Here is a 23,735-nt window from a genome sequence, read left to right on the forward strand (position 1 = left end):
TTCTTGATAAAAACCGGAAGGATCATTGAAATGTTGATAACTACAATAGAAAAGCCCCGGGGTAAACCGGGGACTTTGTCTACAGTCTGAAATGCCTGTTTTTACAGGCATTTTCTTTTTTTGATATTTTTGCAGGCATTGTCCGAGAAATTATTCATTGAAACAACAACAATAAAAAAGCCCTCAAACGGAAAACCGTTCCCATTTTCAACTTGCGTTGGTGACTTCCAAAGCCTCAAATGTTCAGCTGTCCGCATTTTTAAAGTAGATCGGTTGTTATCTTCCAAAAGGGGCCAGCATCTTTGCGGCAAAGGACCTGGTCAGCTCATAAATCGAGCAGTGGGTGTAATCCACATGGGCCAGCCGCATCGCTTCCAGCTGTTTTTCCGTATGTGAAGTATAGGGGTAAATCCCAAATAGAAACGGGAAAAAAGCATAGAGGAACTCCTGAATATTGTTTGCTGTCATATCGGGAAAAAACTTTTCCAGACAACAGCTGATGGTTCTTAACGCATTTGCGTATTCCTTTTTAAAAGATACCAGGTTTTCAATCCGGCTGTTGCATTCCATATCATACAGGTTCATGCACATCAGCTTCAGCATACAGCCTCTCTTTTCAAGAGTACGGGCTAATGCGTCTGCAAATGCATCGACAGATAAAGAACGATTTGCCCTGGTGATTTCCTCCAGATCTGTTATCCACAATCTGTGTTCCCGTTCCAGAAGTGCCAGAAAGATTTCTTCTTTTGTTTGAAAATAGTTATAGATTGAGGTGCGTGTAAACGAGGTTTTTTCGCCTATATCCCGGATTGTAATATCCTTAAATCCCGTCGTTTCATAAAGGGAAGCACAGGCGCCTATGATTTCTTCTTTTCTTGCATTTGTTAATTCTTCTGAGCCCCTTGGCATAACGATTCCTTCCTTCCTCATCAGCCGTTCCATTTTTAACTGCGGAGAACGGCAAATTCTGTATTGTATTATAGTCTTTTTCTGACACTGCGTCAAAGAAAAACCACTGTTACCACATGAAAAGCAGGTACCGGAAGAAACCGTTTTGCCGGATTTAGGAAACTCATGCTCCAATCATTCGTTTTGCCCACTCTGCCGCTCCTGTTCCGTTCAAAAGCTGACCCTTTTTCCACACTGCATTGGGGCAATGTTCCTTCAGGCTCTTTTCGGCCTTCCCAATTCCGCTTCCACCGGAGGTGGCAAATGGGATCAACGTCTTGCCGGAAAAGTCATAGCTTTCAAGGAATGTATCTACGATGCGGGGCTCCACATACCACCAGATGGGGAAGCCGATCAGAATGGTATCATATTGTTCCATATCCTTTACCGGCTGTGCGATGGCAGGGCGGCAGGACGAATCATTCATTTCCAAAGTGCTGCGGCTATTTTTATCCATCCAATTCAGATCTGCGTCTGTATAGGCTTCTGCTGGACAAATTTCATATAAATCAGCTTTTACCGCCTTTGCCATCTCCTTAGCTGTGCGGGCGGTAACGCCGCTGGCGGAAAAATATGCAACTAATATTTTTTTCATCACAAACTCTCCTTCAAAATCTTAACAATTTCATCATGTTCCAGAACTTTATATCCGCCGGGCAGGATGATCGTGCCGTCGGCTATGCCTTCCAGCATATCCTCTGTGGCTCCCAGGTCAGAAATGTTCATCACCAGCCCCAGTTCCTTCATCCATGCCTCCATGGCATTCAGACCCTCCGCGGCAATCTGCTCATCAGTTTTGCCTTCCGGATTTACATCCCATACATTGATGGCAAACTTTTTAAACTTTTGTACGCCGTAAGGAAAGATGTAACGGTAGTAGGGGAGAGAGACAGCTGCCAGTGTCATGCCATGGGTAGCGTTGGTATATGCTCCTACCGACTGCCCGATCATGTGTACCATCCAGTCTGTGGATTTTCCACGGGAAACCAGGGTGTTCAGTGCCCAGGTCGCTGCCCACATCAGATTGCTCCTTGCCTCATAATCCTGCGAATTCTCTATTCAAATCGTTCAGGGACTCATTGCCAAAGTACAGTTTCGTGGGGTTGCAGAATGAAAAATTACCCAACATAATCAAAACCTCCTATTCTTTGATCCGTATTGCTTTGCCATTTACATCAGCCAGCACGATCGATGCGCCGGATTCTGCAAAAGACTTTGCTGTTGTTAAGGCCATATCAGAAGCAGTTCCTGCTTCTTATTCTGACGCCGCGTCAGCGCCTTTAATATAGCACCGTTCTGACACTGTGTCAATATACTTTTTACTTATGGAGTGTAGGAATAAAAAAAGCCCTCAAACGGAAAACCGCTTGAGGACTGGATTTTCTGACGGAGACGGAGGGATTCGAACCCTCGTACCGGCGATAAAACCGATAAACTGATTTCGAGTCAGCCCCGTTACGGCCACTTCGGTACGTCTCCAGAAACATGCTGCCCGTCTTAAAAGCGCTGAACAGCACAAATCATTATAGCATGTTCCAAAAAAATAGAAAAGATTTTATTTGGATTTTTTTCTGCGGCCGAACAGCCCTTTCTTTCCCTCGCGCTCTTCCTTGCCGATGGCCAGAAGTTCATCGTAGGCCCGGCGCATCTCCGTCTCACGCTTCTCGCGCACAGCCTTGGGCGGGATATTGGCGTACTTGGGATAGTGTTCCTCCTCTTCCTCCTGTGCCTGTGGAGCCTTCTGCTCCGGCAGGCGGTATTTTTTCCTGCAGGTATCACAGAGACCAAATCTGGGGTCTTTCCTGCTGATTCTCAATTCGTTTCCACATCTGGGACAGTTCATGGTTGTCCTCCTCCTTGAATTTGCTGTGGCCATTATACCATATTTCTGAAAAAATTTCACAAAAGGAACATAGAATACTGCTATAATAGTGTAAAATGGAAGCGGCAGGAGGTAATTTTGATGGAAAAGCTGAAAATACTGGTGGTCGATGACGAGAGCCGCATGCGCAAACTGGTCCGGGATTTCCTGGAGAGAGAGGGATTTCTGGTGCTGGAGGCCGGGGACGGCATGGAGGCCATGGATATTTTTTATGAGAATAAAGATATCGCGCTTATGATCCTGGATGTCATGATGCCGAAGATGGACGGATGGCAGGTGTGCAGAGAAGTGCGCCAGTCTTCAAAAGTGCCCATTATCATGCTGACAGCCAGGGGAGAAGAGCGGGATGAGCTCCAGGGCTTCAGCCTGGGAGTGGACGAATATATATCTAAGCCCTTCAGCCCCAAGATCCTGGTGGCAAGGGTGGAGGCGATCCTGAGGCGTACCCGGGACGGGGAGGCGCAGGAGACGCTGGAAGCAGGCGGCATTGAGCTGGACAAGACAGCCCACATTGTGAAGCTGGACGGGGAAGTGGTAGAGCTCAGTTACAAAGAGTTTGAGCTTCTCACCTACTTTATGGAAAATAAGGGCGTAGCCCTCTCCAGGGAAAAGATCCTGAACAATGTGTGGAACTATGACTATTTCGGCGATGCCAGGACGATAGACACTCATGTGAAGAAACTGCGGAGCAAGCTGGGAGATAAGGGAAATTACATCAAGACAGTCTGGGGCATGGGTTATAAATTTGAGGTGGCATAGATGAAGCATTCAATACGCAGGCAGATGATCGCCATATTTGTGGGACTGATCGTCTGTATGCTGGTGATTCTCCTTGTACTGGTTGGCGCCGGCCTGGAGCCCTACTATGTCAGGGAAAAGGAAGAAAATTTTAAAGAACTATACAAGGAGATAGAAAGCCTGGCGGAAGGAGAAGAACTGACAGAGGACGAGGTCAGCCAGATCAACCGCACGGCAGAACGCTACAATTTCTACTATATCGTGTGGAATTTTTCCAATGAGAATGGTTTTTCCAATCTCCACGACAGCCAGATGCTGCTGGTGCAGCTGGGCGGCGTCCTGTTCAATAAGATCGACAGCCGGGTGATGGAGAGAAATGACAATTACCAGGTGGTGGAGTTCCGGGATAATACCCAGCAGGTGGACTATCTCGCCCTCTGGGGAACAGTGGGGAACTCCTACAATATCTTTATCCGCAGTCCTCTGGAGAGTATCCAGGAGACCATGGGACTGTTTTTCCGCTTCCTTCTGATCGTTGGTATCGCTGTGATCGCAGGGGGAATCCTGTTTGTCTGGTACTTTTCCAGACGGCTCACGGAGCCTCTGCGGGAGCTGGCTGTCCTGTCTGCCAGGATGGCTGACCTGGATTTTAATGCCAAGTACACCAGCGGCGGCGGTGGCGAGATCGGTGTGCTGGGAGAGAACTTTAATATCATGTCCCAGAAGCTGGAAAACACCATCTCAGAGCTGAAGAATGCCAACTTCCGCCTGCAGCAGGATATTGAGCAGAAAGAAAAGATGGAGAAGATGCGTACCGACTTCATGGGGAATGTATCCCATGAGCTAAAGACGCCTATCGCCCTCATTCAGGGCTACGCAGAAGGGCTGAAGGAAGGAGTCAGCGATGATCCGGAGAGCAGGGAATTCTACTGTGACGTGATCATGGATGAGGCCTCCAAGATGAACCAGATGGTGAAAAACCTCATGACTCTGAACCAGCTTGAATTCGGAGATGAAAATGTGGAGTTCCAGCGGTTTGACCTGACGGAACTGATCCGTGGCGTGCTCCAGAGCATGGAGATCATGGCCCAGCAGAAGGAGGCCAAGGTCCAGTTCCGGCAGAAAGATCCGGTCTATGTGTGGGCGGATGAGTTCAAGGCGGAGCAGGTTGTGAGAAACTATGTGAGCAACGCGTTTAACCATCTGGACGGAGACCGGGTAGTGGATGTGAAGATCATCCCCGCCGGGGACAAGGTGAAGGTGACCGTGTTCAACACAGGCACCCCCATTCCGGAGGAGGATGTGCCCCACATCTGGGAGAAGTTTTACAAGGTGGACAAGGCTCACACCAGGGAGTACGGGGGCAACGGCATCGGGCTTTCCATTGTGAAGGCCATTATGGACTCCTTCCACCAGGAATATGGTGTCAACAACTACGATAACGGCGTGGAATTCTGGCTTGAGCTGGATGTGAAATAGAAAATATGGTAGACTGGAACTGCGTACAGACTGTGACACATACAGAAAGGAACCGGGAAGACAGATGATAGCGATTATTGATTATGATGCGGGAAATATAAAAAGTGTGGAGAAGGCGATGCATTACCTGGGCCAGGAAGTGGAGATCACAAGAGACCAGGAGCGGATCCTGGCGGCGGACAAGGTGATCCTGCCGGGGGTAGGGGCTTTTGGAGATGCCATGGAGAAGATCCGGCAGTATGACCTGGAGGGTGTGATCCGCCAGGTGGTGGACAGAGGCACCCCCTTCCTTGGCATCTGCCTGGGACTGCAGCTTCTTTTTGAGGAGAGTGAGGAGAGCCCCGGCGCGAAGGGACTTGGCATACTGAAGGGGAGGATCCGCAGGATCCCCGGAGGAGAAGGACTGAAGATTCCCCACATGGGATGGAATACGCTGGAACTGTCGGGAAACGGACGCCTGTTCAGAGGAGTGCCGGAAGAACCATTTGTGTATTTCGTACACTCCTACTATCTGGAGGCGGAAGAAGAGGAGATCGTGAAGGCGGTCACCTGGTACGGGAAAAAGATCCACGCCTCAGTGGAGAAGGGCAATGTGTTTGCCTGCCAGTTCCACCCGGAGAAGAGCAGCTCCACAGGGCTTCTCATGCTGAAGAATTTTGTAGAACTATAGACGGAGGTACATAGAAGATGCATACAAAACGGATCATTCCCTGTCTGGATGTGAAAGGCGGAAGGGTAGTGAAAGGCGTGAATTTTGTGGATCTCAAAGATGCGGGAGATCCGGTCGAGATCGGAAAGGCCTACGACGAGGCCGGTGCGGATGAGCTTGTGTTCCTGGATATCACAGCTTCCTCCGACGCCAGGGCTACGGTGGTGGATATGGTCCGCAAGGTGGCGGAGACCGTCTTTATCCCCTTCACGGTTGGGGGAGGCATCCGCACGGTGGAGGATTTCCGGGCGCTCCTTCGGGAGGGGGCGGACAAGATCTCCATCAACTCCTCTGCCATACAGACGCCGGAGCTCATCTGCGCGGCGGCGGACAAGTTCGGCAGCCAATGCGTGGTGGTGGCCATTGACGCCAAGAGGCGTCCCGACGGTACGGGCTGGAATATCTATAAAAACGGCGGCCGGATCGACGTGGGGATCGACGCCCTGGAGTGGGCGGCAAAAGTGGAGAAGCTGGGGGCAGGGGAAATCCTCCTGACCAGCATGGACTGCGACGGTACCAAGGCGGGCTATGACCTGGAGCTTACCAGAGCGGTGGCGGACGCCGTGTCTGTCCCGGTCATCGCTTCCGGGGGAGCCGGCACACTGGAGCACTTTAAAGAGGCCCTGACAGAGGGCGGCGCAGATGCGGCCCTGGCGGCTTCTCTTTTCCACTATAAGGAGCTGGAGATACGGGAAGTGAAAGAATACCTCCGGGGCGAGGGAATTCCCGTGCGCCTGTGATCCGGCTACAAAAGATTAAAAGGAGATAAAACCATGGCAGCGATTTCCAATGACTGGCTGGAAGCTCTCCGGGGAGAGTTTAAAAAGCCCTATTACAGACAATTGTTCGAGACCGTGAAGAAGGAGTATGCGACCCATCTGGTCTTCCCGCCGTCGGATGACATTTTCAATGCGTTCCACCTGACACCTTTGAAGGATGTAAAGGTGGTGATACTGGGACAGGACCCTTACCACAATGTGGGGCAGGCCCACGGCCTGTGTTTTTCAGTTCAAAAGGGAGTGGCTATCCCGCCCTCCCTTGTCAATATTTATCAGGAGCTCCACGATGACCTGGGATGCTCCATACCGGATCACGGCTATCTGGTGAAATGGGCCCGCCAGGGTGTGCTGATGCTCAATACCGTGCTGACAGTTCGGGCGCACCAGGCCAACTCCCACAGAGGGATCGGCTGGGAGGAGTTCACGGACGCGGCCATCAAAGTGCTGGATGAGCAGGACCGGCCCATTGTGTTCATCTTGTGGGGGACGCCGGCCCAGCGTAAGAAGACCATGCTCCACAACCCGCGGCATCTTGTCCTGGAGGCGCCGCACCCAAGCCCACTGTCTGCGTACAGAGGTTTCTTTGGCAGCAGGCCTTTCAGCAAGACCAACGCGTTTCTTGAGGAGAATGGTGTGGAACCTATTGACTGGCAGATTGAGTAGGGGGGATATTTATGAGAGATACGTATGATCTCGTGATCGTGGGCGCAGGGCCGGGAGGCTATGTGGCTGCCAGAAAGGCGGCCAGTTTGGGGATGTCAGTGGCCCTTATCGACAGGGGACCCGCAGGAGGAACCTGCATCAACCGAGGATGCATCCCTGCCAAGGCGCTGCTTCACGCGGCCACACTGTACAGGGAGATGACAACCTGTGAGAGGTTCGGCCTGCACGCAGAGGGGATTTCCTTTGACCTGCAGAAGATCTATGAGTACAAAGATATGGCGGCGGACCGCATGAGAGAAGAACTGGAGGAAGAATTCCGGCAGCTGGATGTGGATCTGATCCGGGGCAGCGCGGTGATCTGCCGGGACCGGAAAGTGCGGGTGACGGACGAAGTGGGAACGACTTTCGTCTGCCAGGGAAAAAATATCCTGGTGGCCGCTGGGGCGAAGGCGAACCTTGCGGACTTGCCCGGCATGGATCTGCCCGGTGTCATGACAAGTGAGGAGCTTCTCACCGCGGACGCCCACAAGTACGACCGGATGCTGATCCTGGGCGGCGGCGTCATAGGGCTGGAGCTGGCCACAGTCTTCCAGTCTCTGGGTACGGAAGTGACGGTGGTGGAGATCTCGGACCGCCTTCTGCCGAACATGGACCGGGAATTTTCTGATGCGCTTGAGCGCATCCTGACAGGCAGAGGCATCCGGATCTGCAAGGAGAGCATCCTGGAGAGGATCGAGCAGGAAAAAGAGAGCGGCAGGCTGGTGTGCCGGTTTGTCTGTGACGGCAGGAACAATAAAGAGGTCGTGGATGCTGTGCTGGTGTCGGTGGGGCGCAGTCCCGCCACGGAGGGACTGTTTGAGAGCGATGTGCCGGTAAAACTGGAGAGAGGCCGGATCGTGGTGGACGATTTCTTCCGCACTAATATCCCGGGCGTTTACGCGGTGGGGGACGTGACAGGCGGCATACAGCTGGCCCATGTGGCCTCAGCCCAGGCTGCCTATGTGGTGGAGAGGATGAATGGCAGGAAGCCGTCCGTCATCATATCCATGGTTCCAGGAGGACTTTTTACGCCGGTCTCCATTATCCCCAGCTGCATATACACAGACCCGGAGATCGCTTCCGTGGGGCTGACAGAAGAGGAGGCCCGCAGGAAGGGCGTGCCGGTGCGGTGCGGAAAGTACGTGATGCAGGGGAACGGGCAGTCCATCATCACAGGCGAGGAAGAGGGATTTATCAAGGTGCTGTTTGCGCCGGACAGCGATGAGCTGCTTGGGGCGCAACTCATGTGCCCCAGAGCCACGGATATGATCGGCGAGCTGGCCACAGCTCTTGCCAATGGGCTTACATCCACCCAGCTCCTCTACGCTATGAGAGCCCACCCCACCTTCAATGAGGCCATCTCCTGTGCGGTGGAGGACAGCAGAAAAGACTTCCCGGTATAGAGAGTGTGCAGAAAAAAGAGAGCGTTTGCTCTCTTTTTTTTGCTTATCCTATTGACATGTGTGCCGTTCTGTGCTTATATTAAAGCATGAACATATGAACAATCATTCATATATTACGACATACACAGGAGGGAGTACAATGCTTACTGAAAAGAGAGAATCAGAACACACCCATGAGCACCACCATGAAGCCTGCGACTGTGGCCATGAGCATGGTCACGACCATGAAGCCTGCGGCTGCGGGCACGAGCATGACCACAGCCATCATTCCCACGAGGAGGTGCACCACACGGGGCGGGAATTTGACGGCGTATCTGCCGGCGTAGAGCAGAAGGTCTACATTCTTGAAGGACTTGAATGCGCCAACTGCGCGGCCAAGATGGAGAGACAGATCCGGGAGCTGCCGGGCGTGGAGATGGCTACCATCACCTTTGCCACAAAGCAGCTCCGGGTGGCGGCGAGTCACCAGGAGGAGCTTCTGCCCAGATTCCGGGAGATCTGCGCCTCCATAGAGGAGCAGGTGACAGTCACTCCCAGGGAGGAGATACAGCCATCCGGGAAGGCGCAGAAGAAGAGTATTTTCCAGGAAAACAGAAAGGAAATCCTTATCATTGCGGTGGGAGCAGCCCTTTTTGCCGCAGGGGAGATTGCAGAGCATATGGGGGCGGCGCCTCTGTGGCCCTCCGTGGGCTATGTCATCGCCTACGTGCTGCTGGGCTGGGAGATCGTCTGGACTGCTCTCAGGAACCTGGGGAAGGGCCATGTGTTTGACGAGAACTTCCTCATGAGCGTAGCTACCCTGGCCGCCTTTGCCATCGGAGACTTTGCGGAGGCAGTAGGCGTTATGCTGTTCTACAGAGTGGGAGAGCTCTTTGAGGACGTGGCTGTGGCGAGGAGCCGCTCCCAGATTATGGAGGCCGTGGATATGCGGCCCGAGGTAGTGGGACGCCTGGAAGGCGGGGAAGTGCATGAGATTCCGGCAAAGGACGCAGCGGTGGGAGACATCCTCCTTGTGCGCCCGGGAGACCGCATCCCTCTGGACGGCATTGTGACCGAGGGGGAGAGCCGGATCGACACCTCCCCGGTGACGGGAGAGCCGGTCCCTGTGACCGTGCGCAGAGGCTCCAGGCTCATGTCTGGCTGTGTCAACGAGCAGGGAGTGCTGCAGATGGAGGTGGAGAAGCCCCTCTCCGAGTCCATGGTGACCAAGATACTGGACTCCGTGGAAAACGCCGCCGCCAGCAAGCCCAGGCTGGACCGGTTTATCACGAAATTCGCCAGGATCTACACTCCCATTGTGGTGTTGGTGGCTGTGGCCACAGCTATCATACCGTCCCTCATAACCGGGAACTGGCGGGAGTGGATCTACACGGCCATCACCTTCCTTGTCATCAGCTGCCCCTGTGCCCTTGTGCTGAGTGTGCCACTGGCCTTTTTCTCCGGCATCGGCGCGGGCTCCAGGGAGGGCATCCTCTTTAAGGGCGGCATTGCCATCGAAGCGCTGAAAAATATAAAGGCCGTTGTGATGGATAAGACCGGCACCATCACCAAGGGGGAATTCCAGGTGCAGAGCGTGATTCCCTTTGGAAGAGAGAGCATGGACGCGCTCCTTGAGATGGCAGCCCGGTGCGAGCTGGGATCCACACATCCCATCGGGACCAGCATTGTGGAGGCTGCCAGGGAGAAGGGCATGACCCTGGAGCGGCCGGAAAAGGTGGAGGAGATCTCCGGAAAGGGGATCCACGCCGTCACACAGAGGGGAGAAGTCCTCTGCGGGAACAGGGCCCTCATGGACATGTTCCACGTCAAGATGGACCGGTACGAGAGCGGCCAGTATGGCACGGAGGTGCTCCTTGCTCTTGACGGGAAGCTGGCGGGCTGTATCGTTATCGCGGACTCTCTGAAAAAGGAGGCAAAGGAAGCCATTGCCATTATGAAAAAGCAGGGCCTTGTGACTGCCATGTTTACTGGGGACGGACAGGAGAGCGCCCGGGCGGTGGCAGGTGAGGCGGGCATCGACAGGGTATTTGCCCAGCTCCTTCCCCAGGATAAGCTGACCCATCTGCAGGAGATGCGCAGGGAGAACGGGGCGGTCATGTTTGTGGGAGACGGCATCAACGACGCCCCTGTGCTGGCCGGAGCGGACGTGGGGGCGGCCATGGGAAGCGGCGCCGACGCGGCCATAGAGGCGGCGGATGTGGTCTTTATGACCTCCCAGGTGACCGCGGTTCCTGAGTCCATTGCCATTGCCAGGAGAACCGGGCGGATCGCTATGCAGAACGTAGTCTTTGCACTGGCTGTGAAGGCGCTTGTCATGATCCTTGGCTTCGCGGGCATGGCAAACATGTGGATGGCTGTGTTCGCGGACACGGGAGTGGCCATGCTCTGCGTGCTGAACTCCATCCGGGCCCTGTACGGGAAAACCGTGTTACAAAAGTATTAAGTTTCCCCGATTTTCCGGGAAAAGGTTGAAATGCCGGGCTTGTTTTGGCATAATTAACAGATGAACTGATATTCATATGAACAAGTCCGGCAGAACGCTGACTTCAGAAAGGGTGACTGACGATGAAAAAGACAGAGGCAGAATGCTGCGACGTGGTGGCGGCTCATACAGATATCATCCGGGAAGTGCGCGGCAGGATGCCTGGGGAGGAGACGATCCGGGAGCTCGCGGATTTCTACAAGGTGTTCGGAGACGCCACCCGCATCCGTATCCTCTGCGCCCTTCTGCAGGCTGAAGTGTGCGTCTGCGATCTGGCAGAGCTGCTGGGCATGAGCCAGTCGGCCATCTCCCATCAGCTTCGGATCCTGAAGCAGATGAAGCTGGTGAAGAACAGAAGAGAGGGAAAGACTGTCTTCTATTCGCTGGCCGACGGCCATATCCAGACCATTATCAGCCAGGGCATGGAGCATATCAGCGAATAAAGTCTAAGGAAAACAAGAGGGGCAGAAGCGATGGCGAAGGAAATCAAGATACAGGCAGGTACACTGGCGGCGGGCGCGGCTTTGTTTATTGCCGCCGTCATTTGGTCGGGGCGGGCGATGCTGGAAAACGAGGTGCGCTTTGCCCTGTTTCTTGCTGTGTATCTTGTCGTCGCGTTTCACTCCTTTTACAGTATCAGCAGCAGCCTTGCCCGGAAAAAGCTGGAGAAAGAACATCTGCTCATGGTGATCGCCACAGTGGGAGCCCTGGCAGTGGGACACTACGCGGAGGCTGTGGCCGCCATGCTTCTGTTTCAGATCGGCTGTATCCTTGAGGCCGTGTCTGTGGACAGGACAAAGAGGACCATTGAGAAATTCATCGATATACGCCCTGCCTTTGCCACGAGAAAAGAGGAGAGCGGCGAAGTGCAGGTGGAGCCGTCCCAGCTTGAAGTGGGAGATGTGATCATTATCAAGCCCGGCGAGAGGGTTCCGGTGGACGCGGTGATCCAAAGCGGAAATACCAGTCTTGACACAAAGGCCCTGACAGGTGAGGCCATGCCCGACAGTGTGGGCCCTGGCAGCCGGATCTACAGCGGAAGTATCAACATGACCGGTGTGGTGGAAGCCGAGGTGAAGAAGCTCTACAAGGACTCTACCGTGTCCCGGATCATGGAGCTGGTGGAGGGAGCCCAGCAGCAGAAGGCGGACAGCGAAGGCTTTGTGAGAAAATTTACCCGGATCTACACGCCTGTGGCGGTGCTGGCGGCTCTCCTTATCATGGTCTGTCCGCCTCTCTTTATCACAGGGAGCGGCTGGGAGACCTGGATCTACCGGGGGATGATCGTGCTCATCGCCGCCTGCCCAACGGGACTGATCCTGTCCGTGCCCATCGCCTTCCTGGGGGGGATCGCCTCGGCGGCCCGCCAGGGCATCGTGGTAAAGGGCGGCAACTATCTGGAGATGCTGGCGAAGGTAGATACATTTGTTTTTGATAAAACGGGTACACTGACAGAGGGAACCTTTACTGTGACCCGGGTGCGCCCGGAGGGGCTCACGAAGGAGGAGCTGCTGGAGATCACGGCTCACGTGGAGAGCTATTCCAACCACCCCATCGCCCAGTCCCTCATGAGCGCCTACGGCGGCACGTACGATCCGGAGAGGGTGACGGATGTGGAGGAGATGCCCGGCTATGGGATCAGCGCCAGCTACAACGGCAGCAGGGTACATATCGGAAATCTCCGGATGATGGAGGAGCAGGGCCTTGCGGTGGAGCAGGTGAAGACCATCGGGACGGTCATCTACGTGGCCCGGGAGGACCAGTATGCCGGATATATTGTCATCGAGGACCGGATCCGGGACAATGCCAGATGGACCATGAAGATGCTGCGGGAGAGGTACAATGCGGTTCTTGTCATGCTCACAGGAGACAGCCGTGCCGCCGGAAATGCGGTGGCAAAGGAGCTGCAGCTGGACTACACCTACACGGAGCTGATGCCGGAGGATAAGCTGGAGCAGATGGAGGAATTCATGCAGTACCAGTACGAGGCAGAGAGAGTGGCATGTGTGGGAGACGGGATCAACGATGCCCCGGTGCTCGCCCGGGCGGATGTAGGAATCGCCATGGGGGCTCTCGGGTCTGACGCGGCTATCGAGGCGGCTGACATCGTTCTTCTGGAGGATGAGCTGCCTAAAGTTGTGGATGCGGTGCGGATTGCTAAGGAGACTGTCCGGGTGGTGAGCCAGAATATCAACTTTGCGCTGATTATGAAATTTGTCGTCCTTCTCCTTGCGGCGGCGGGCTATATCACCATGTGGGAGTCTGTGTTTACGGATGTGGGGGTTATGATCATCTCCATCATCAATGCGGCGGGAGTTGTGAAATATTCAGTATAACATGCGGGAGAGTATAGACGAAGGGAGCTTGAATATGAAAAGACAGGCAGGAAAATGTGCGGCGGTTCTTCTGGCCGCCCTGATGCTGACGGGCTGTGGCTCCAACCTTCTGGAGGATGGAACTTCCCTCCTGGAGGAAGGAAATTATGAGGAGGCGGCCGCTGCATTTCAGGAGGCTGTGGACGAGGACAGCCAGGATGCGGAGGGCTGGAGAGGCCTTGGCCTTGCAAGGTGGGAGCAGAAGGACTACGAGGGGGCCCTGGAGGCCTTTCAGTCTGTGCTGGACAACGGGGGAGATAAGACCGGGGAGCTCTACAATCTCATGGGGTGCTGCGCCATGCAGCTGGACAATCCCACGGAGGCCTTGAACTATTTCCGGCTGGGCATGGAGGCGGAGGATGTCAGCGAGGAGATGATGCAGGAGATGCGCTTCAACGAGATCGCGGCCTACGAGCAGTCCGGGGATATGGAGAGCGCCAAATCCAAACTGGAGGACTACACAGCCGACTATCCGGATGACGAAAAAGCGGCAAAAGAGGCAGAATTTCTTGAGACCAGATAAGGAGTCTTGCGCGTATGTATGAGACAGCGGAGAAAAAAGAGCGGGTTATCCTTGTGGGGGTAAGCCTGGCGGACAGCGACGACGCGGAGCAGTCCCTTGATGAGCTGGAGGAGCTGGCCTGTACCGCGGGAGCCCTCTGTGTGGGGCGCATCCTGCAGAAGAGGGAGCAGATGCACCCGGCCACCTACCTTGGAAGAGGAAAGACGGAGGAGCTGAAGGAGCTGATCTGGGAGACTCAGGCCGATGGCATCATCTGTGACGACGAGCTGTCGCCGGCCCAGATCGGCAATCTGAAGGATGAGCTGGATGTGAAGATCATGGACAGGACCCTTCTCATCCTGGACATCTTTGCGGCCAGAGCCTCCACCAGCGAGGGAAAGATCCAGGTGGAGCTGGCTCAGCTCAGGTACAGACAGTCCAGACTCACCGGCCTTGGCACCTCTCTGTCCAGGCTGGGAGGGGGCATCGGTACGAGAGGGCCCGGGGAGAAGAAGCTGGAGATGGACCGACGCCTCATCAAGGGGCGGATCTCCCAGCTCACAAAGGAGCTGAAGGAGGTAAAGCGGCACCGGCAGCTCACAAGGGAATCCCGCGCCAGGAGCCGGATCCCGGTGATCGCCATTGTGGGCTACACCAACGCAGGGAAGTCCACCCTCTTAAATTATCTCACCGGCGCTGGCATCCTGGCGGAGGACAAGCTCTTTGCCACTCTGGATCCGACCACCAGAAATCTGAAGCTGCCGGGGGGCCAGGAGGTGCTCCTGACAGACACGGTGGGCTTTATCCGCAAGCTGCCCCACCACCTCATCGAGGCCTTTAAAAGCACCCTGGAGGAGGCGAAGTACGCGGACCTTCTCCTCCACGTGGTGGACGCGTCCAATCCCCAGATGGACCAGCAGATGCATGTGGTCTATGAGACATTGAGAGAGCTGGAGGCGTCGGATAAGCCGGTGATCACGGCCTTCAACAAAAGGGACAGGTTTGAGGGGGAGTACGCGCCCAGAGATTTTCAGGCGGAGAGGACAGCCTTCATCTCGGCAAAAACGGGAGAGGGCGTGGATGCGCTCCTCTCCTGTGTGGAAGATGTGCTGCGGGAGCAGAAGGTGGAGATCGAGCAGATTTACCCCTACAGCGATGCGGGGAAAATACAGCTCATCCGAAAATACGGGGAGCTGGAAAAGGAAGAGTACACCCAGGATGGAATCTATGTCAGGGCCTATGTGCCTGTGGATGTCTACGGGAAGCTCACCCATGATCCGTCAGGAGGAAGATAATATGGCATTGAAATTTATTTTTGGGGGTTCCGGTTCCGGGAAGTCCCATTATCTATATGAGAGGATCATAAAGGAGGCCGGGGAAAATCCCGGCCTTTCCTATCTGGTCCTTGTGCCGGAGCAGTTTACCATGCAGACTCAGAAGGATCTTGTGATGATGAGTCCTGCGAAGGGGATTATGAATATCGACGTCCTCAGCTTTGTGCGCCTGGCTCACCGGATCTTTGAAGAGACAGGCAAAGGGGGCTTTCCTGTGCTGGATGACGAGGGGAAGAACCTGGTGCTGCGCAAGATCGGCGGGGACCTGGAGGAAGAGCTGACGGTGCTGAAGGGCAATATGCGCAGGCTGGGTTATGTCAGCGAAGTGAAGTCCGTCCTCTCTGAGTTCATGCAGTACGACGTGGGGGAGGAGCAGCTCGCTCAGGTTATAGCAGGGGAGAAGGAGGACTCCTACCTGTCTTTTAAACTGCGGGACTTGAAGCTTCTCTACAGAAGCTTCCAGGATTACCTGAAGGAAAAATACACCACAAAGGAGGAGCTCCTGGACGTGCTGGCAAAGGTGGCGGGGGAGTCTGCCCTTCTTGGGAAGAGCACAGTGGTGCTGGACGGCTACACCGGGTTTACGCCGGTCCAGAACCGTCTGCTGGGGGAGCTCATGACGATCTGCCGGGATGTGGTGGTGACAGTGACCATCGACGGGAGGGAAAATCCCTACGCCTGCGATCACCCCTATCAGCTCTTTGCCATGAGCAAGAAGACCGTCACCTCTCTGGTGGAGATTGCCCGGGAACGCCGCGTGCCGGTGGAGGAACTGAAATTTTTGCGGCCCCAGGTGCCTCCCAGATTTCAAGAGAGCCCGGCTCTGGCTTTTGTGGAGAATCATCTTTTCCGATATGGAAATATGGTCTTTGAGGGTGGGCAGGACGGTGTGGAGATCCATGTGGCAGCCGGCCCGGACGAGGAGGCGGAGGCGGCCGCCAGAAAGGTGCGGTCCCTTGTGAGAAAGGAGGGATACCGGTACCGGGAGATCGGCGTCATCGCCAGCGACATGGAGGTGTACGGAAATTATCTCAGAAAGGCATTTGCCCGCTATGAGATACCGGTCTTCATGGACCAGAAGAGGAGCATTCTTCTCAACTCCTTTGTGGAGTACATCCGCAGCCTTCTTGCCATGTCCAGGGAGAGCTTTACCTGCGACAGTGTGTTCCGGTTTCTGCGGACTGGCTACACCTCCTTTTCCAGAGGTGAGCTGGACGATCTGGAGAACTACTGCCTGGCTCTGGGCATCCGGGGATGGAAGAAATGGCAGCAGCGCTGGATCCGCCGGACGGAGGGCATGGACACTGAGAAACTGGACCGGCTCAACCACATGAGGGTTCTTTTTGTGGAGAAAATGGAGCCTCTCCTTTTCGTGCTCCGCCAGAGACGGAAGACGGTCCGGGACATCACAGAGGCCCTCTACGATTTCCTGGCAGGGGAACAGATGCAGCTTGCCCTGAAAAGGCAGGAGGAGGCATTTCAGGAGAGGGGCGAGAACGCCCTGGCCCGGGAGTACGCCCAGATCTACGGCATTGTCATTGGCCTTTTTGACAAATTTGTGGAGCTTCTGGGGGAGGAGCAGGTCTCCCTCCAGGAGTACTGCGATCTGCTGGACGCAGGCCTTGCGGAGGCAAAGGTGGGGGTTATCCCGCCTGGTATCGACCAGGTGGTGGCTGGAGATATGGAAAGGACCCGCCTGAAGGGGGTGAAGGCCCTGATCTTCGTGGGGGCCAACGATACCTTTCTGCCGGGCTCCCTGGTGAGGACAGGCCTTCTCTCCGAGCGGGATGTGAAGGCCTTTGAGAAGGAGCGGATCGCCCTGACGCCGGGAAGCCGGGAGCAGGCCTATGTGCAGAAGTACTATCTCTATCTGAACCTGACCAAGCCCTCCCGGAAGCTCTGCGTCTTCTACAGCAGGGTGTCCGCTGACGGGAAGACCATCCGGCCCTCCTACCTGGTGCAGGAGCTGGAGAAGCTTTTCCCGGAGCTGGCAGTCATCGACGAGGATGCCATTCTCTTGAAAGACCGGGAGCTCTCTTCGAGGACCGGGCTGTCTGAGCTCATTGAGGGCCTGCGGATGAAGAGTGAGAAGGCGGGGGGTGCCTGGATGGAGCTCTACACCTGGTATAAGAGGAACCGGGAGTGGGGAGACCGGATCGGCGCCATTCTGGAGGCGGGATTTTACCGGAGACCCCAGGACGCCATCACCCGGGCCGCGGCAGAACGGCTGTATGGGAACCGGCCTTTGGAGAGTATCTCCCGGATGGAGAAGTTCTCCGCCTGCGCCTTTGCCCATTTTCTCGATTACGGGCTGCGGCTGAAGGAGAGAGAGACCTTTGAGTTCCAGGCTGTGGACATGGGAAATGTGTTCCACGGCGCTATCGAGCGGTACTCCCGGAAGGCCTCTGCCAGCCAGGGAGGGTGGACCGGCCTGGACCGGGAGGCTCAGAAGCGGCTCTGCCAGGAGAGCGTGGAGGAGGCGGTGACAGACTACGGTAACTCCGTCCTTTACAGCTCCTCGAGGAACGCCTGGCTCATCACCCGCATCGAGCACATGATGGAGCGGACGGTGTGGGCACTGACAGAGCAGCTGAAGGCCGGGGATTTTCAGCCGGAGGCCTATGAGCTGAAGTTCGGGGCAGGCAAGATCGACCGGGTGGACACCTGTGTGGGGGATGACCGGGTCTATGTCAAGATCCTGGACTACAAGACCGGGCAGACTGCCTTTGACCTTTCCCTTGTCTACGGGGGACTGCAGATGCAGCTTCTGGTCTACATGGAGGAGGCGCTGAAGATTACCGGAAAGAGGTATCCGGGCAGGGAGCCCGTCCCTGCCGGAGTATTCTATTACCACATCCAGGATCCCTTTACAGAACCGAGGGAAGAGGAGAGTCAGATCCAGGAGAGCCTTTTGAAGAAGCTCCGGCCGGATGGTCTGGTGAGCCTGGAGGGGGATTCCCTCCGGCATCTGGAGCACAGGACACAGGGGGAGTCTCTGGCCATTCCGGTTTCCTTTAACAAGGACGGGGCCCTCTCCGCCAGGTCGAAGGCGCTTTCAGGGGAGCGCTTCCGCATGCTGGGAGCGTTTGCCAGGGCAAAGGCGGGGGAGCTCCACAACCGCATCGCCTCCGGGGAGGCGAAAGCGGAGCCCTACAGGTACGGGGGGCGGACCGGCTGCGATTACTGCGGATACCGGCATATCTGCGGCTTTGACAGCTCCCTGCCAGGCTACGGCTACCGGGACATCAGCAGCATGGGGCAGGAGGAGGCGCTGCTGCGCATCCAGGCCTACAGCGCCGGGCCTGATACAGAGGAAGGAAGACAGGAGGGACAGTCATGAGCGTAAAGTGGACAAAAGAACAGCAGAGTGTCGTTGACTTAAGAGACCGCAGCATCCTTGTGTCCGCGGCGGCGGGCTCCGGCAAGACGGCCGTGCTGGTGGAGCGCATCATCACCATGCTCACCAGGCAGGAGGATCCGCTCTCCGTGGATGAGCTCCTCATCGTCACCTTTACGGAGGCGGCTGCCGCGGAGATGAAGGAGAGGATCCGCCGGGCCATCGAAAAGAAAGCCCAGGAGGATCCCTTTAACGAGCACCTGCGGCAGCAGGCCACTCTCATCCACAGCGCCTCCATCACCACTATCCACAGCTTCTGCCTCTCTGTGATCCGGGAGAATTTTCATGTCATTGACCTGGACCCTTCCTTCCGCATCGGCGAGGAGGGGGAGCTGAAGCTGCTGGAAAGAGATGTGCTGCAGGAGCTTCTGGAGGAAAAGTACGGGGAGGGACAGGAACGCTTTCTGGCTTTTGCGGAGAGCTATGCGTCGGGAAAGAGCGACCGAAGGCTGGAGGAGATCATCCTGAAGCTGTACGAATTTTCCGGGAGCTGTCCTGACCCGGAGGGGTGGCTTGCGGACTGCGTCCGGGCCTGTCAGGTACAGACAGGCGAGGAGCTGGAGAAGACGCCCTTCTTTGCTTTCGTCCGGGAGGAGGTGGACCACGCCATGGAGACGGCGGTCCGCCTGAAGGATCAGGCGCTGGCCCTCTGCCTGGAGCCGGATGGCCCCTACATGTATGAGGAGATGCTGGAGAGCGACATGAAAAACGTGGAGCGGTTCCGGCAGGCCGCCACCTACGCCCGGTACCGCCAGGCGTCTGAGCAGATTTCCTGGAAAAAGCTGGCCCCTAACAGGGACAAGGCTGTGTCTAAGGACAAGGCGGACCGGGTGAAAAAGCTTCGGAAAGAGCTGAAAGATGAGTTTGACTTCCTGGCCAGGCAGTATTTTTCACAGACAGAGGAGGAGCTCCTCGCAGGCTTGGCAGTCTGCGCTCCTATGATGGCGGAGCTTAAGGATCTGACAGAGGCCTTTGCCGCCCGCTTTGAGGAGAAGAAGAGAAGCCGCGGCATGATCGACTACTCGGATATGGAGCAGTACGCCCTGCGCATCCTCACGGAGAAGACGGAAGAAGGGCTTCGGCCCTCCCCCTGCGCCCGGGTGTACCAGGAGCAGTTCCGGGAGGTGATGATCGACGAGTACCAGGACAGCAACCTGATCCAGGAGGCCATCCTGACAAGTGTGTCCCGCACCTGGCAGGGGAGGAACAACATTTTCATGGTGGGGGATGTGAAGCAGAGCATCTACCGGTTCCGCCTCTCCAGGCCGGAGCTCTTTATGGAAAAATTTGACACCTACCGGATCTATGAGGGGGAGGACACGGACAGTCGGACTCAGAGGATCGATCTGTTTAAGAATTTCCGGAGCCGCCCGGAGGTCCTGGAAAGCGTCAACGCCCTTTTCCGTCGGATCATGATACCGGAGCTGGGAGGCATCACCTACGACGACAGGGCCGCCCTCTGGCCCGGCGCCTCCTACCCGGAGAGCCGGGGCAATGACACGGAGCTGCTTCTCGTTGACGGCAGCCTGGACGAGGAGCTGGAGGAGGCGGCGGGAGAGAAGCTCTCCGCCAGAAAGCTGGAGGCCAGGGCCGTGGCAGACTGCATCCGCAGGATTTTAAAGGAGCAGCTGGTGACGGACAAGGAGACAGGGGAGCTTCGGCCGACGCGCTATGGGGATATTGTCATCCTGACAAGGAGCATCAAAGGGTGGAGCGACGTGTTCATGGAGGTGCTTCTGGAGGAGGGAATCCCCGCCTGCGCGGGGACGAAGGAAGGGTATTTTGAGACGAGGGAGATCGGCGTGCTGCTGGATTACTTCCGGGTACTGCAGAATGAAAAGCAGGATATCCCCCTGACAGCCGTCCTCTCCTCCTGGTTTGGACAGCTCACCGACGAGGAGCTGGCCAGGATCCGCATCGCCTGTCCCGACCGCCGTTTCTGTGAAGCGGTGCAGCAGTACAGAAGCCAGGGGGAGGATCCGGCACTTCGGGAGAAGCTGGCTGCCTGCCTGGACAAGATGGATTATTTTCGGGAGAAAGCCTCCTACACAGCCATTCATGAGCTTCTCTGGGAGATTCTGGATGACACCGGATACGGAGACTATGTGGCGGCCCTTCCCGGCGGTGAGCAGAGGAGGGCCAATGTGGATATGCTGGCTCAGAAGGCCATGGCCTTCGAGAGTACCAGCTACCAGGGGCTTTTTAATTTTATCCGCTATATCGAGCAGCTGCAGAAGTACAACGTGGACTACGGAGAGGCTTCTGTCAGCGATGAGAACGCGGACACGGTGCGCATCATGAGTATTCACAAGAGCAAGGGACTGGAGTTCCCTGTGGTGATCGCGGCCGGAATGGGAAAAGGCTTCAACACCCAGGACACAAAGGGGAACATCCTCATCCACGCCTCCCTGGGAGTAGGCATGGATGTGGTGGATCTTAAGTATCGCACAAAGGCGCCCTCCTTCTACAAGCAGGTGATACAGAGGAGGGAAAAGCTGGAGAACTTAGGGGAGGAGCTGCGTGTCCTCTATGTGGCCCTGACCCGGGCCAAGGAGAAGCTGATCCTGGTGGGAACTATGAAGGATCCGGCGGGGAGGCTGGAGGAGCTGCGGGCTTTAACGAGCGCAGAGGAGGAGCTGGAAGCCCTACGCCCCCTCTCTTTCGGGGAGCTGTCCCGGGCCTCCAGCTATCTGGACTGGATTCTGCCGGCTGTGGCCGCGGCAGACGGAAAGGCTCACATGCAGGTGGAGATCCTGACTCTGGAGGGGCTTGTCAGAAGGCAGGTGCAGGAGGAGGCAGAGGGCATCTTTACAAAGAAGGCCCTGGAGGACTGGGATACAGAGAAAGTGTACGACGGGGAGATGAAGGAGAGCTTGGAGGAGCAGTTTTCCTACAGATACCCTCATCCGGACCTGGAGGGGCGGAAGCTGAAATTCACGGTCTCTGAGCTGAAAAAGAGGGAGTATCTGAGAGAGCTGTCCCTGGAAGAGCCAGGAGACGCAGGAGAGATGCCCTTTGAGGAGCCGGAGGTGGTGCCTCTGATCCCCAGGTTCCGGGCCGGGGAGGAGGAGCTCACCGGCGCCTCCCGGGGAAGCGCCTACCACCGGGTGATGGAGCTTCTGGACTTTACAGAAGAGTACACCCAGGAGAGCCTGTCCCAGGCGGTCCGGTCTATGGAGGAGAGCGGCCGCATCGCTCCGGAGATGGCCCGGTGCGTCCGTCCCGGGGATATTCTGGAGTTTACCCGCTGTGAGAGTGGAGGACGAATGCGGGAGGCGGCCAGGAGAGGACAGCTCTTCAGGGAGCAGCCCTTTGTCATTGGAGTGGACATGGCGGAGGTGTACCCCGACAGCGCCGGCAAGGAAGAGGACAAAATCCTTGTGCAGGGGATCATCGACGCCTGGTTTCAGGAGGAGGACGGGATTGTGGTGCTGGACTACAAGACAGACCAGGTGAAGACCGCGGACCAGCTTGTGGAGAAGTACCACGCCCAGCTTGACTACTACGCAAAAGCCCTGGAACAGCTTCTGGGCAGACCGGTCAGGGAGAAGATCATCTACTCCTTCACTTTACAGGAAGAAATTATTCTGCCGGGATAGTGACCGGCAAAAAAGAGTGAAAGAACAGCCCCGCTCTGGCAGTAGGACATCTGGTCCCTGTCAGGGCGGGGCTGTGTTTTACATTTGGGAAATAAAGCTCTCTATACTGTCTGCTCTGGCGGCAACCTTCAGCCATTTCTTTAAGAGCTCCAGATCGGTTGTCTGGGAAATCTGTGTTTCTACGTCTTCCGGCACAGGACCCAGATCCCGCAGAAGATCCAGTATATCTTCGGATTTTCCCTCGGCTTTACTGATCCTGCGGGTCTCCTGGACATCGTACGCCTCAAAATGTTCAAACAGCACTGAAAAATCCCTCCTCTCGATGCGGTCGGTGAACTCGGCCACCTCTTCTTTTGGAACATTCAGCTTTAGGAGCAGGACGGATATGACTGTTCTCATCAGCTTCAGCACAGACTCCGGTGAATTCCGGCCCAGATTTTCAAAATATTCATCAGGGATATTCCTGAGAAATTTGAAGTCCGAGGAGCTGCGCAGCTTGTCGATCAGCAGGAGCAGGGAGAGCTCGTTGTTTTTGCCGATCAGATCTTCGGCGGAGTAGCAGGAGAGAGGGACCACGATATATTTGAATGAGGGGATATACTCTCCCAGGATCTCATTGAGATATACCTTGTCTCTGAAATCCGCCGCAGCAGTCCAGCTTCCCGGCCCGTCATAGAAGATCACCGGAAGGACAGGCGGATAGCGGAAATCCTTTCTGGCCGTGATGCGGGGCTGCCTCTTTTCAGCTTCCGCGGCATAATCGGTCAGTATGTGGGTGATATACCGCAAAATGCGGAAGGGCATATCGTAGTCCACGGATGACTGATGCTCGATCATGGCGATCAGGAACAGGGCGTCAGGCCCGGCTGTCCCGCTCAGATGGATCTTCTTCACGCAGTCTGAGTCTCTGTTTTCCTGCCACATGGACAAAAAGCGCTCGGAGATATCTTCAATGTCCTCCGGCTGAACATCCTTTAAAATGTCTACGTTCAGATAGTCCCTGATGAACTGAGCGCAGAGGACGGGATTGTCAAAGATCAGCTTGGCGCCGCTGTCCCTTGGCCTTGTGTTCCGTATGGTATGTGTTTGTGTGCGTTTGTCTTCGCTGTCTGTCATGCAGTTCTCCTTTCGTGAAGGCGAGAATACATAAAAGACAGGATCTATGCTTATTGTAACAGGCAAATATGTAAAATACAATCGCTCTCATGTATTCTCTTTGTTGTTTTGCTGTGTGATCCCAAAGGGTATTTTCCGGCCGAAGGGCCAAGAAATAAGGATGAGAGCCTCTGAAAAAAGAGCTCTCTGGCATTATTATATTTTTGTATAATATTTATTGACAAATAATACTATACAACATATAATATAGCCATGAAAATAATATTGAGATTTTGACAATATCAGTGCCG

Annotated in this window: 17 protein-coding genes, 1 tRNA gene and 1 pseudogene; 13 read left to right on the forward strand and 6 right to left on the reverse strand. The window is 55.6% G+C overall.

The genetic code is table 11. The features are described from left to right. Nucleotides 1-276: 276 nt before the first annotated feature. The 5 genes and pseudogenes from NI21_RS0113970 to NI21_RS0113990 form a co-directional block, all read right to left on the reverse strand. The gene (locus NI21_RS0113970; RefSeq protein ID WP_242842874.1) at nucleotides 277-942 is read right to left on the reverse strand and encodes a TetR family transcriptional regulator; all 666 of its coding nucleotides are present in this window, start codon (nucleotides 940-942) and stop codon (nucleotides 277-279) included. A 130-nt stretch (nucleotides 943-1,072) separates the two neighbouring features. Next, nucleotides 1,073-1,543, reverse strand: a complete 471-nt coding sequence (locus NI21_RS0113975) for a flavodoxin (protein ID WP_033126829.1) — start codon at nucleotides 1,541-1,543, stop codon at nucleotides 1,073-1,075. Further along, nucleotides 1,543-2,007, reverse strand: a pseudogene (locus NI21_RS0113980) (iron-containing alcohol dehydrogenase); the annotation flags it as partial. The gene NI21_RS0113975 and the pseudogene NI21_RS0113980, both read right to left, overlap by 1 nt. A 328-nt stretch (nucleotides 2,008-2,335) precedes the next feature. Continuing rightward, nucleotides 2,336-2,427: transfer RNA gene (locus tag NI21_RS0113985), tRNA-Ser, on the reverse strand. 76 nt (nucleotides 2,428-2,503) lie between these two features. Continuing rightward, on the reverse strand, nucleotides 2,504-2,791 hold the full coding sequence (locus NI21_RS0113990; RefSeq protein WP_052084149.1) for a hypothetical protein: 288 nt from the start codon (nucleotides 2,789-2,791) through the stop codon (nucleotides 2,504-2,506). A 120-nt stretch (nucleotides 2,792-2,911) separates the two neighbouring features. Between NI21_RS0113990 and NI21_RS0113995 the strand changes: the two genes are divergently transcribed. The 13 genes from NI21_RS0113995 (at nucleotide 2,912) to addA (ending at nucleotide 22,329) form a co-directional block, all read left to right on the forward strand. Then, the gene (locus NI21_RS0113995) at nucleotides 2,912-3,589 is read left to right on the forward strand and encodes a response regulator transcription factor (protein WP_033126830.1); all 678 of its coding nucleotides are present in this window, start codon (nucleotides 2,912-2,914) and stop codon (nucleotides 3,587-3,589) included. Beyond that, nucleotides 3,590-5,047: a cell wall metabolism sensor histidine kinase WalK gene (locus NI21_RS0114000; protein WP_033126831.1), complete on the forward strand. Its 1,458-nt coding sequence runs from the start codon at nucleotides 3,590-3,592 to the stop codon at nucleotides 5,045-5,047. A gap of 64 nt (nucleotides 5,048-5,111) precedes the next feature. Next, on the forward strand, nucleotides 5,112-5,717 hold the full coding sequence (gene hisH, locus NI21_RS0114005; protein WP_033126832.1) for an imidazole glycerol phosphate synthase subunit HisH: 606 nt from the start codon (nucleotides 5,112-5,114) through the stop codon (nucleotides 5,715-5,717). Between the two features lie 17 nt (nucleotides 5,718-5,734). After that, nucleotides 5,735-6,496, forward strand: a complete 762-nt coding sequence (gene hisF, locus NI21_RS0114010) for an imidazole glycerol phosphate synthase subunit HisF (RefSeq protein WP_033126833.1) — start codon at nucleotides 5,735-5,737, stop codon at nucleotides 6,494-6,496. A 33-nt stretch (nucleotides 6,497-6,529) separates the two neighbouring features. Then, the gene (locus NI21_RS0114015; RefSeq protein WP_033126834.1) at nucleotides 6,530-7,198 is read left to right on the forward strand and encodes a uracil-DNA glycosylase; all 669 of its coding nucleotides are present in this window, start codon (nucleotides 6,530-6,532) and stop codon (nucleotides 7,196-7,198) included. An 11-nt stretch (nucleotides 7,199-7,209) separates the two neighbouring features. After that, nucleotides 7,210-8,640: a dihydrolipoyl dehydrogenase gene (lpdA, locus tag NI21_RS0114020; RefSeq protein ID WP_033126835.1), complete on the forward strand. Its 1,431-nt coding sequence runs from the start codon at nucleotides 7,210-7,212 to the stop codon at nucleotides 8,638-8,640. Between the two features lie 139 nt (nucleotides 8,641-8,779). Then, a complete protein-coding gene (locus tag NI21_RS0114025) occupies nucleotides 8,780-11,083 on the forward strand; it encodes a heavy metal translocating P-type ATPase (RefSeq protein ID WP_033126836.1) in 2,304 nt (767 codons plus the stop codon). Between the two features lie 122 nt (nucleotides 11,084-11,205). Further along, nucleotides 11,206-11,565, forward strand: a complete 360-nt coding sequence (locus tag NI21_RS0114030) for a helix-turn-helix transcriptional regulator (RefSeq protein ID WP_033126837.1) — start codon at nucleotides 11,206-11,208, stop codon at nucleotides 11,563-11,565. Between the two features lie 30 nt (nucleotides 11,566-11,595). Continuing rightward, complete coding sequence (locus NI21_RS0114035; protein ID WP_033126838.1) at nucleotides 11,596-13,458, forward strand: heavy metal translocating P-type ATPase; 1,863 nt, start codon at nucleotides 11,596-11,598, stop codon at nucleotides 13,456-13,458. A gap of 34 nt (nucleotides 13,459-13,492) precedes the next feature. Further along, entirely contained in the window at nucleotides 13,493-14,020 is a 528-nt protein-coding gene (locus NI21_RS0114040) for a tol-pal system YbgF family protein (RefSeq protein WP_033126839.1), read from the forward strand. Nucleotides 14,021-14,034: 14 nt separating this feature from the next. Beyond that, a complete protein-coding gene (gene hflX / locus NI21_RS0114045) occupies nucleotides 14,035-15,294 on the forward strand; it encodes a GTPase HflX (protein ID WP_033126840.1) in 1,260 nt (419 codons plus the stop codon). Between the two features lies 1 nt (nucleotide 15,295). Further along, on the forward strand, nucleotides 15,296-18,673 hold the full coding sequence (locus tag NI21_RS0114050; RefSeq protein ID WP_052084150.1) for a PD-(D/E)XK nuclease family protein: 3,378 nt from the start codon (nucleotides 15,296-15,298) through the stop codon (nucleotides 18,671-18,673). After that, nucleotides 18,670-22,329, forward strand: a complete 3,660-nt coding sequence (gene addA, locus NI21_RS0114055; RefSeq protein WP_033126841.1) for a helicase-exonuclease AddAB subunit AddA — start codon at nucleotides 18,670-18,672, stop codon at nucleotides 22,327-22,329. The genes NI21_RS0114050 and addA overlap by 4 nt, the downstream gene beginning before the upstream one ends. 78 nt (nucleotides 22,330-22,407) lie before the next feature. Here addA and NI21_RS0114060 read toward each other — a convergent pair whose 3' ends face one another. Then, nucleotides 22,408-23,445: an Rpn family recombination-promoting nuclease/putative transposase gene (locus NI21_RS0114060; RefSeq protein WP_052084152.1), complete on the reverse strand. Its 1,038-nt coding sequence runs from the start codon at nucleotides 23,443-23,445 to the stop codon at nucleotides 22,408-22,410. Nucleotides 23,446-23,735 lie beyond the last annotated feature (290 nt).

This window comes from Eubacterium sp. ER2 (genome assembly GCF_000765215.1).
Lineage (GTDB): Bacteria > Bacillota > Clostridia > Lachnospirales > Lachnospiraceae > Claveliimonas > Claveliimonas intestinigallinarum.

Coding starts and splice junctions, on each gene's coding strand:
- addA (WP_033126841.1), top strand. CDS start 18,670: ATGAGCGTAAAGTGGACAAAAGAACAGCAGAGTGTCGTTGACTTAAGA.
- NI21_RS0113975 (WP_033126829.1), bottom strand. CDS start 1,543: ATGAAAAAAATATTAGTTGCATATTTTTCCGCCAGCGGCGTTACCGCC.
- NI21_RS0113995 (WP_033126830.1), top strand. CDS start 2,912: ATGGAAAAGCTGAAAATACTGGTGGTCGATGACGAGAGCCGCATGCGC.
- NI21_RS0114035 (WP_033126838.1), top strand. CDS start 11,596: ATGGCGAAGGAAATCAAGATACAGGCAGGTACACTGGCGGCGGGCGCG.
- hisF (WP_033126833.1), top strand. CDS start 5,735: ATGCATACAAAACGGATCATTCCCTGTCTGGATGTGAAAGGCGGAAGG.
- NI21_RS0114040 (WP_033126839.1), top strand. CDS start 13,493: ATGAAAAGACAGGCAGGAAAATGTGCGGCGGTTCTTCTGGCCGCCCTG.
- NI21_RS0113970 (WP_242842874.1), bottom strand. CDS start 942: ATGGAACGGCTGATGAGGAAGGAAGGAATCGTTATGCCAAGGGGCTCA.
- NI21_RS0114015 (WP_033126834.1), top strand. CDS start 6,530: ATGGCAGCGATTTCCAATGACTGGCTGGAAGCTCTCCGGGGAGAGTTT.
- NI21_RS0114000 (WP_033126831.1), top strand. CDS start 3,590: ATGAAGCATTCAATACGCAGGCAGATGATCGCCATATTTGTGGGACTG.
- NI21_RS0113990 (WP_052084149.1), bottom strand. CDS start 2,791: ATGAACTGTCCCAGATGTGGAAACGAATTGAGAATCAGCAGGAAAGAC.
- NI21_RS0114050 (WP_052084150.1), top strand. CDS start 15,296: ATGGCATTGAAATTTATTTTTGGGGGTTCCGGTTCCGGGAAGTCCCAT.
- NI21_RS0114060 (WP_052084152.1), bottom strand. CDS start 23,445: ATGACAGACAGCGAAGACAAACGCACACAAACACATACCATACGGAAC.
- hisH (WP_033126832.1), top strand. CDS start 5,112: ATGATAGCGATTATTGATTATGATGCGGGAAATATAAAAAGTGTGGAG.
- NI21_RS0114030 (WP_033126837.1), top strand. CDS start 11,206: ATGAAAAAGACAGAGGCAGAATGCTGCGACGTGGTGGCGGCTCATACA.
- hflX (WP_033126840.1), top strand. CDS start 14,035: ATGTATGAGACAGCGGAGAAAAAAGAGCGGGTTATCCTTGTGGGGGTA.
- NI21_RS0114025 (WP_033126836.1), top strand. CDS start 8,780: ATGCTTACTGAAAAGAGAGAATCAGAACACACCCATGAGCACCACCAT.
- lpdA (WP_033126835.1), top strand. CDS start 7,210: ATGAGAGATACGTATGATCTCGTGATCGTGGGCGCAGGGCCGGGAGGC.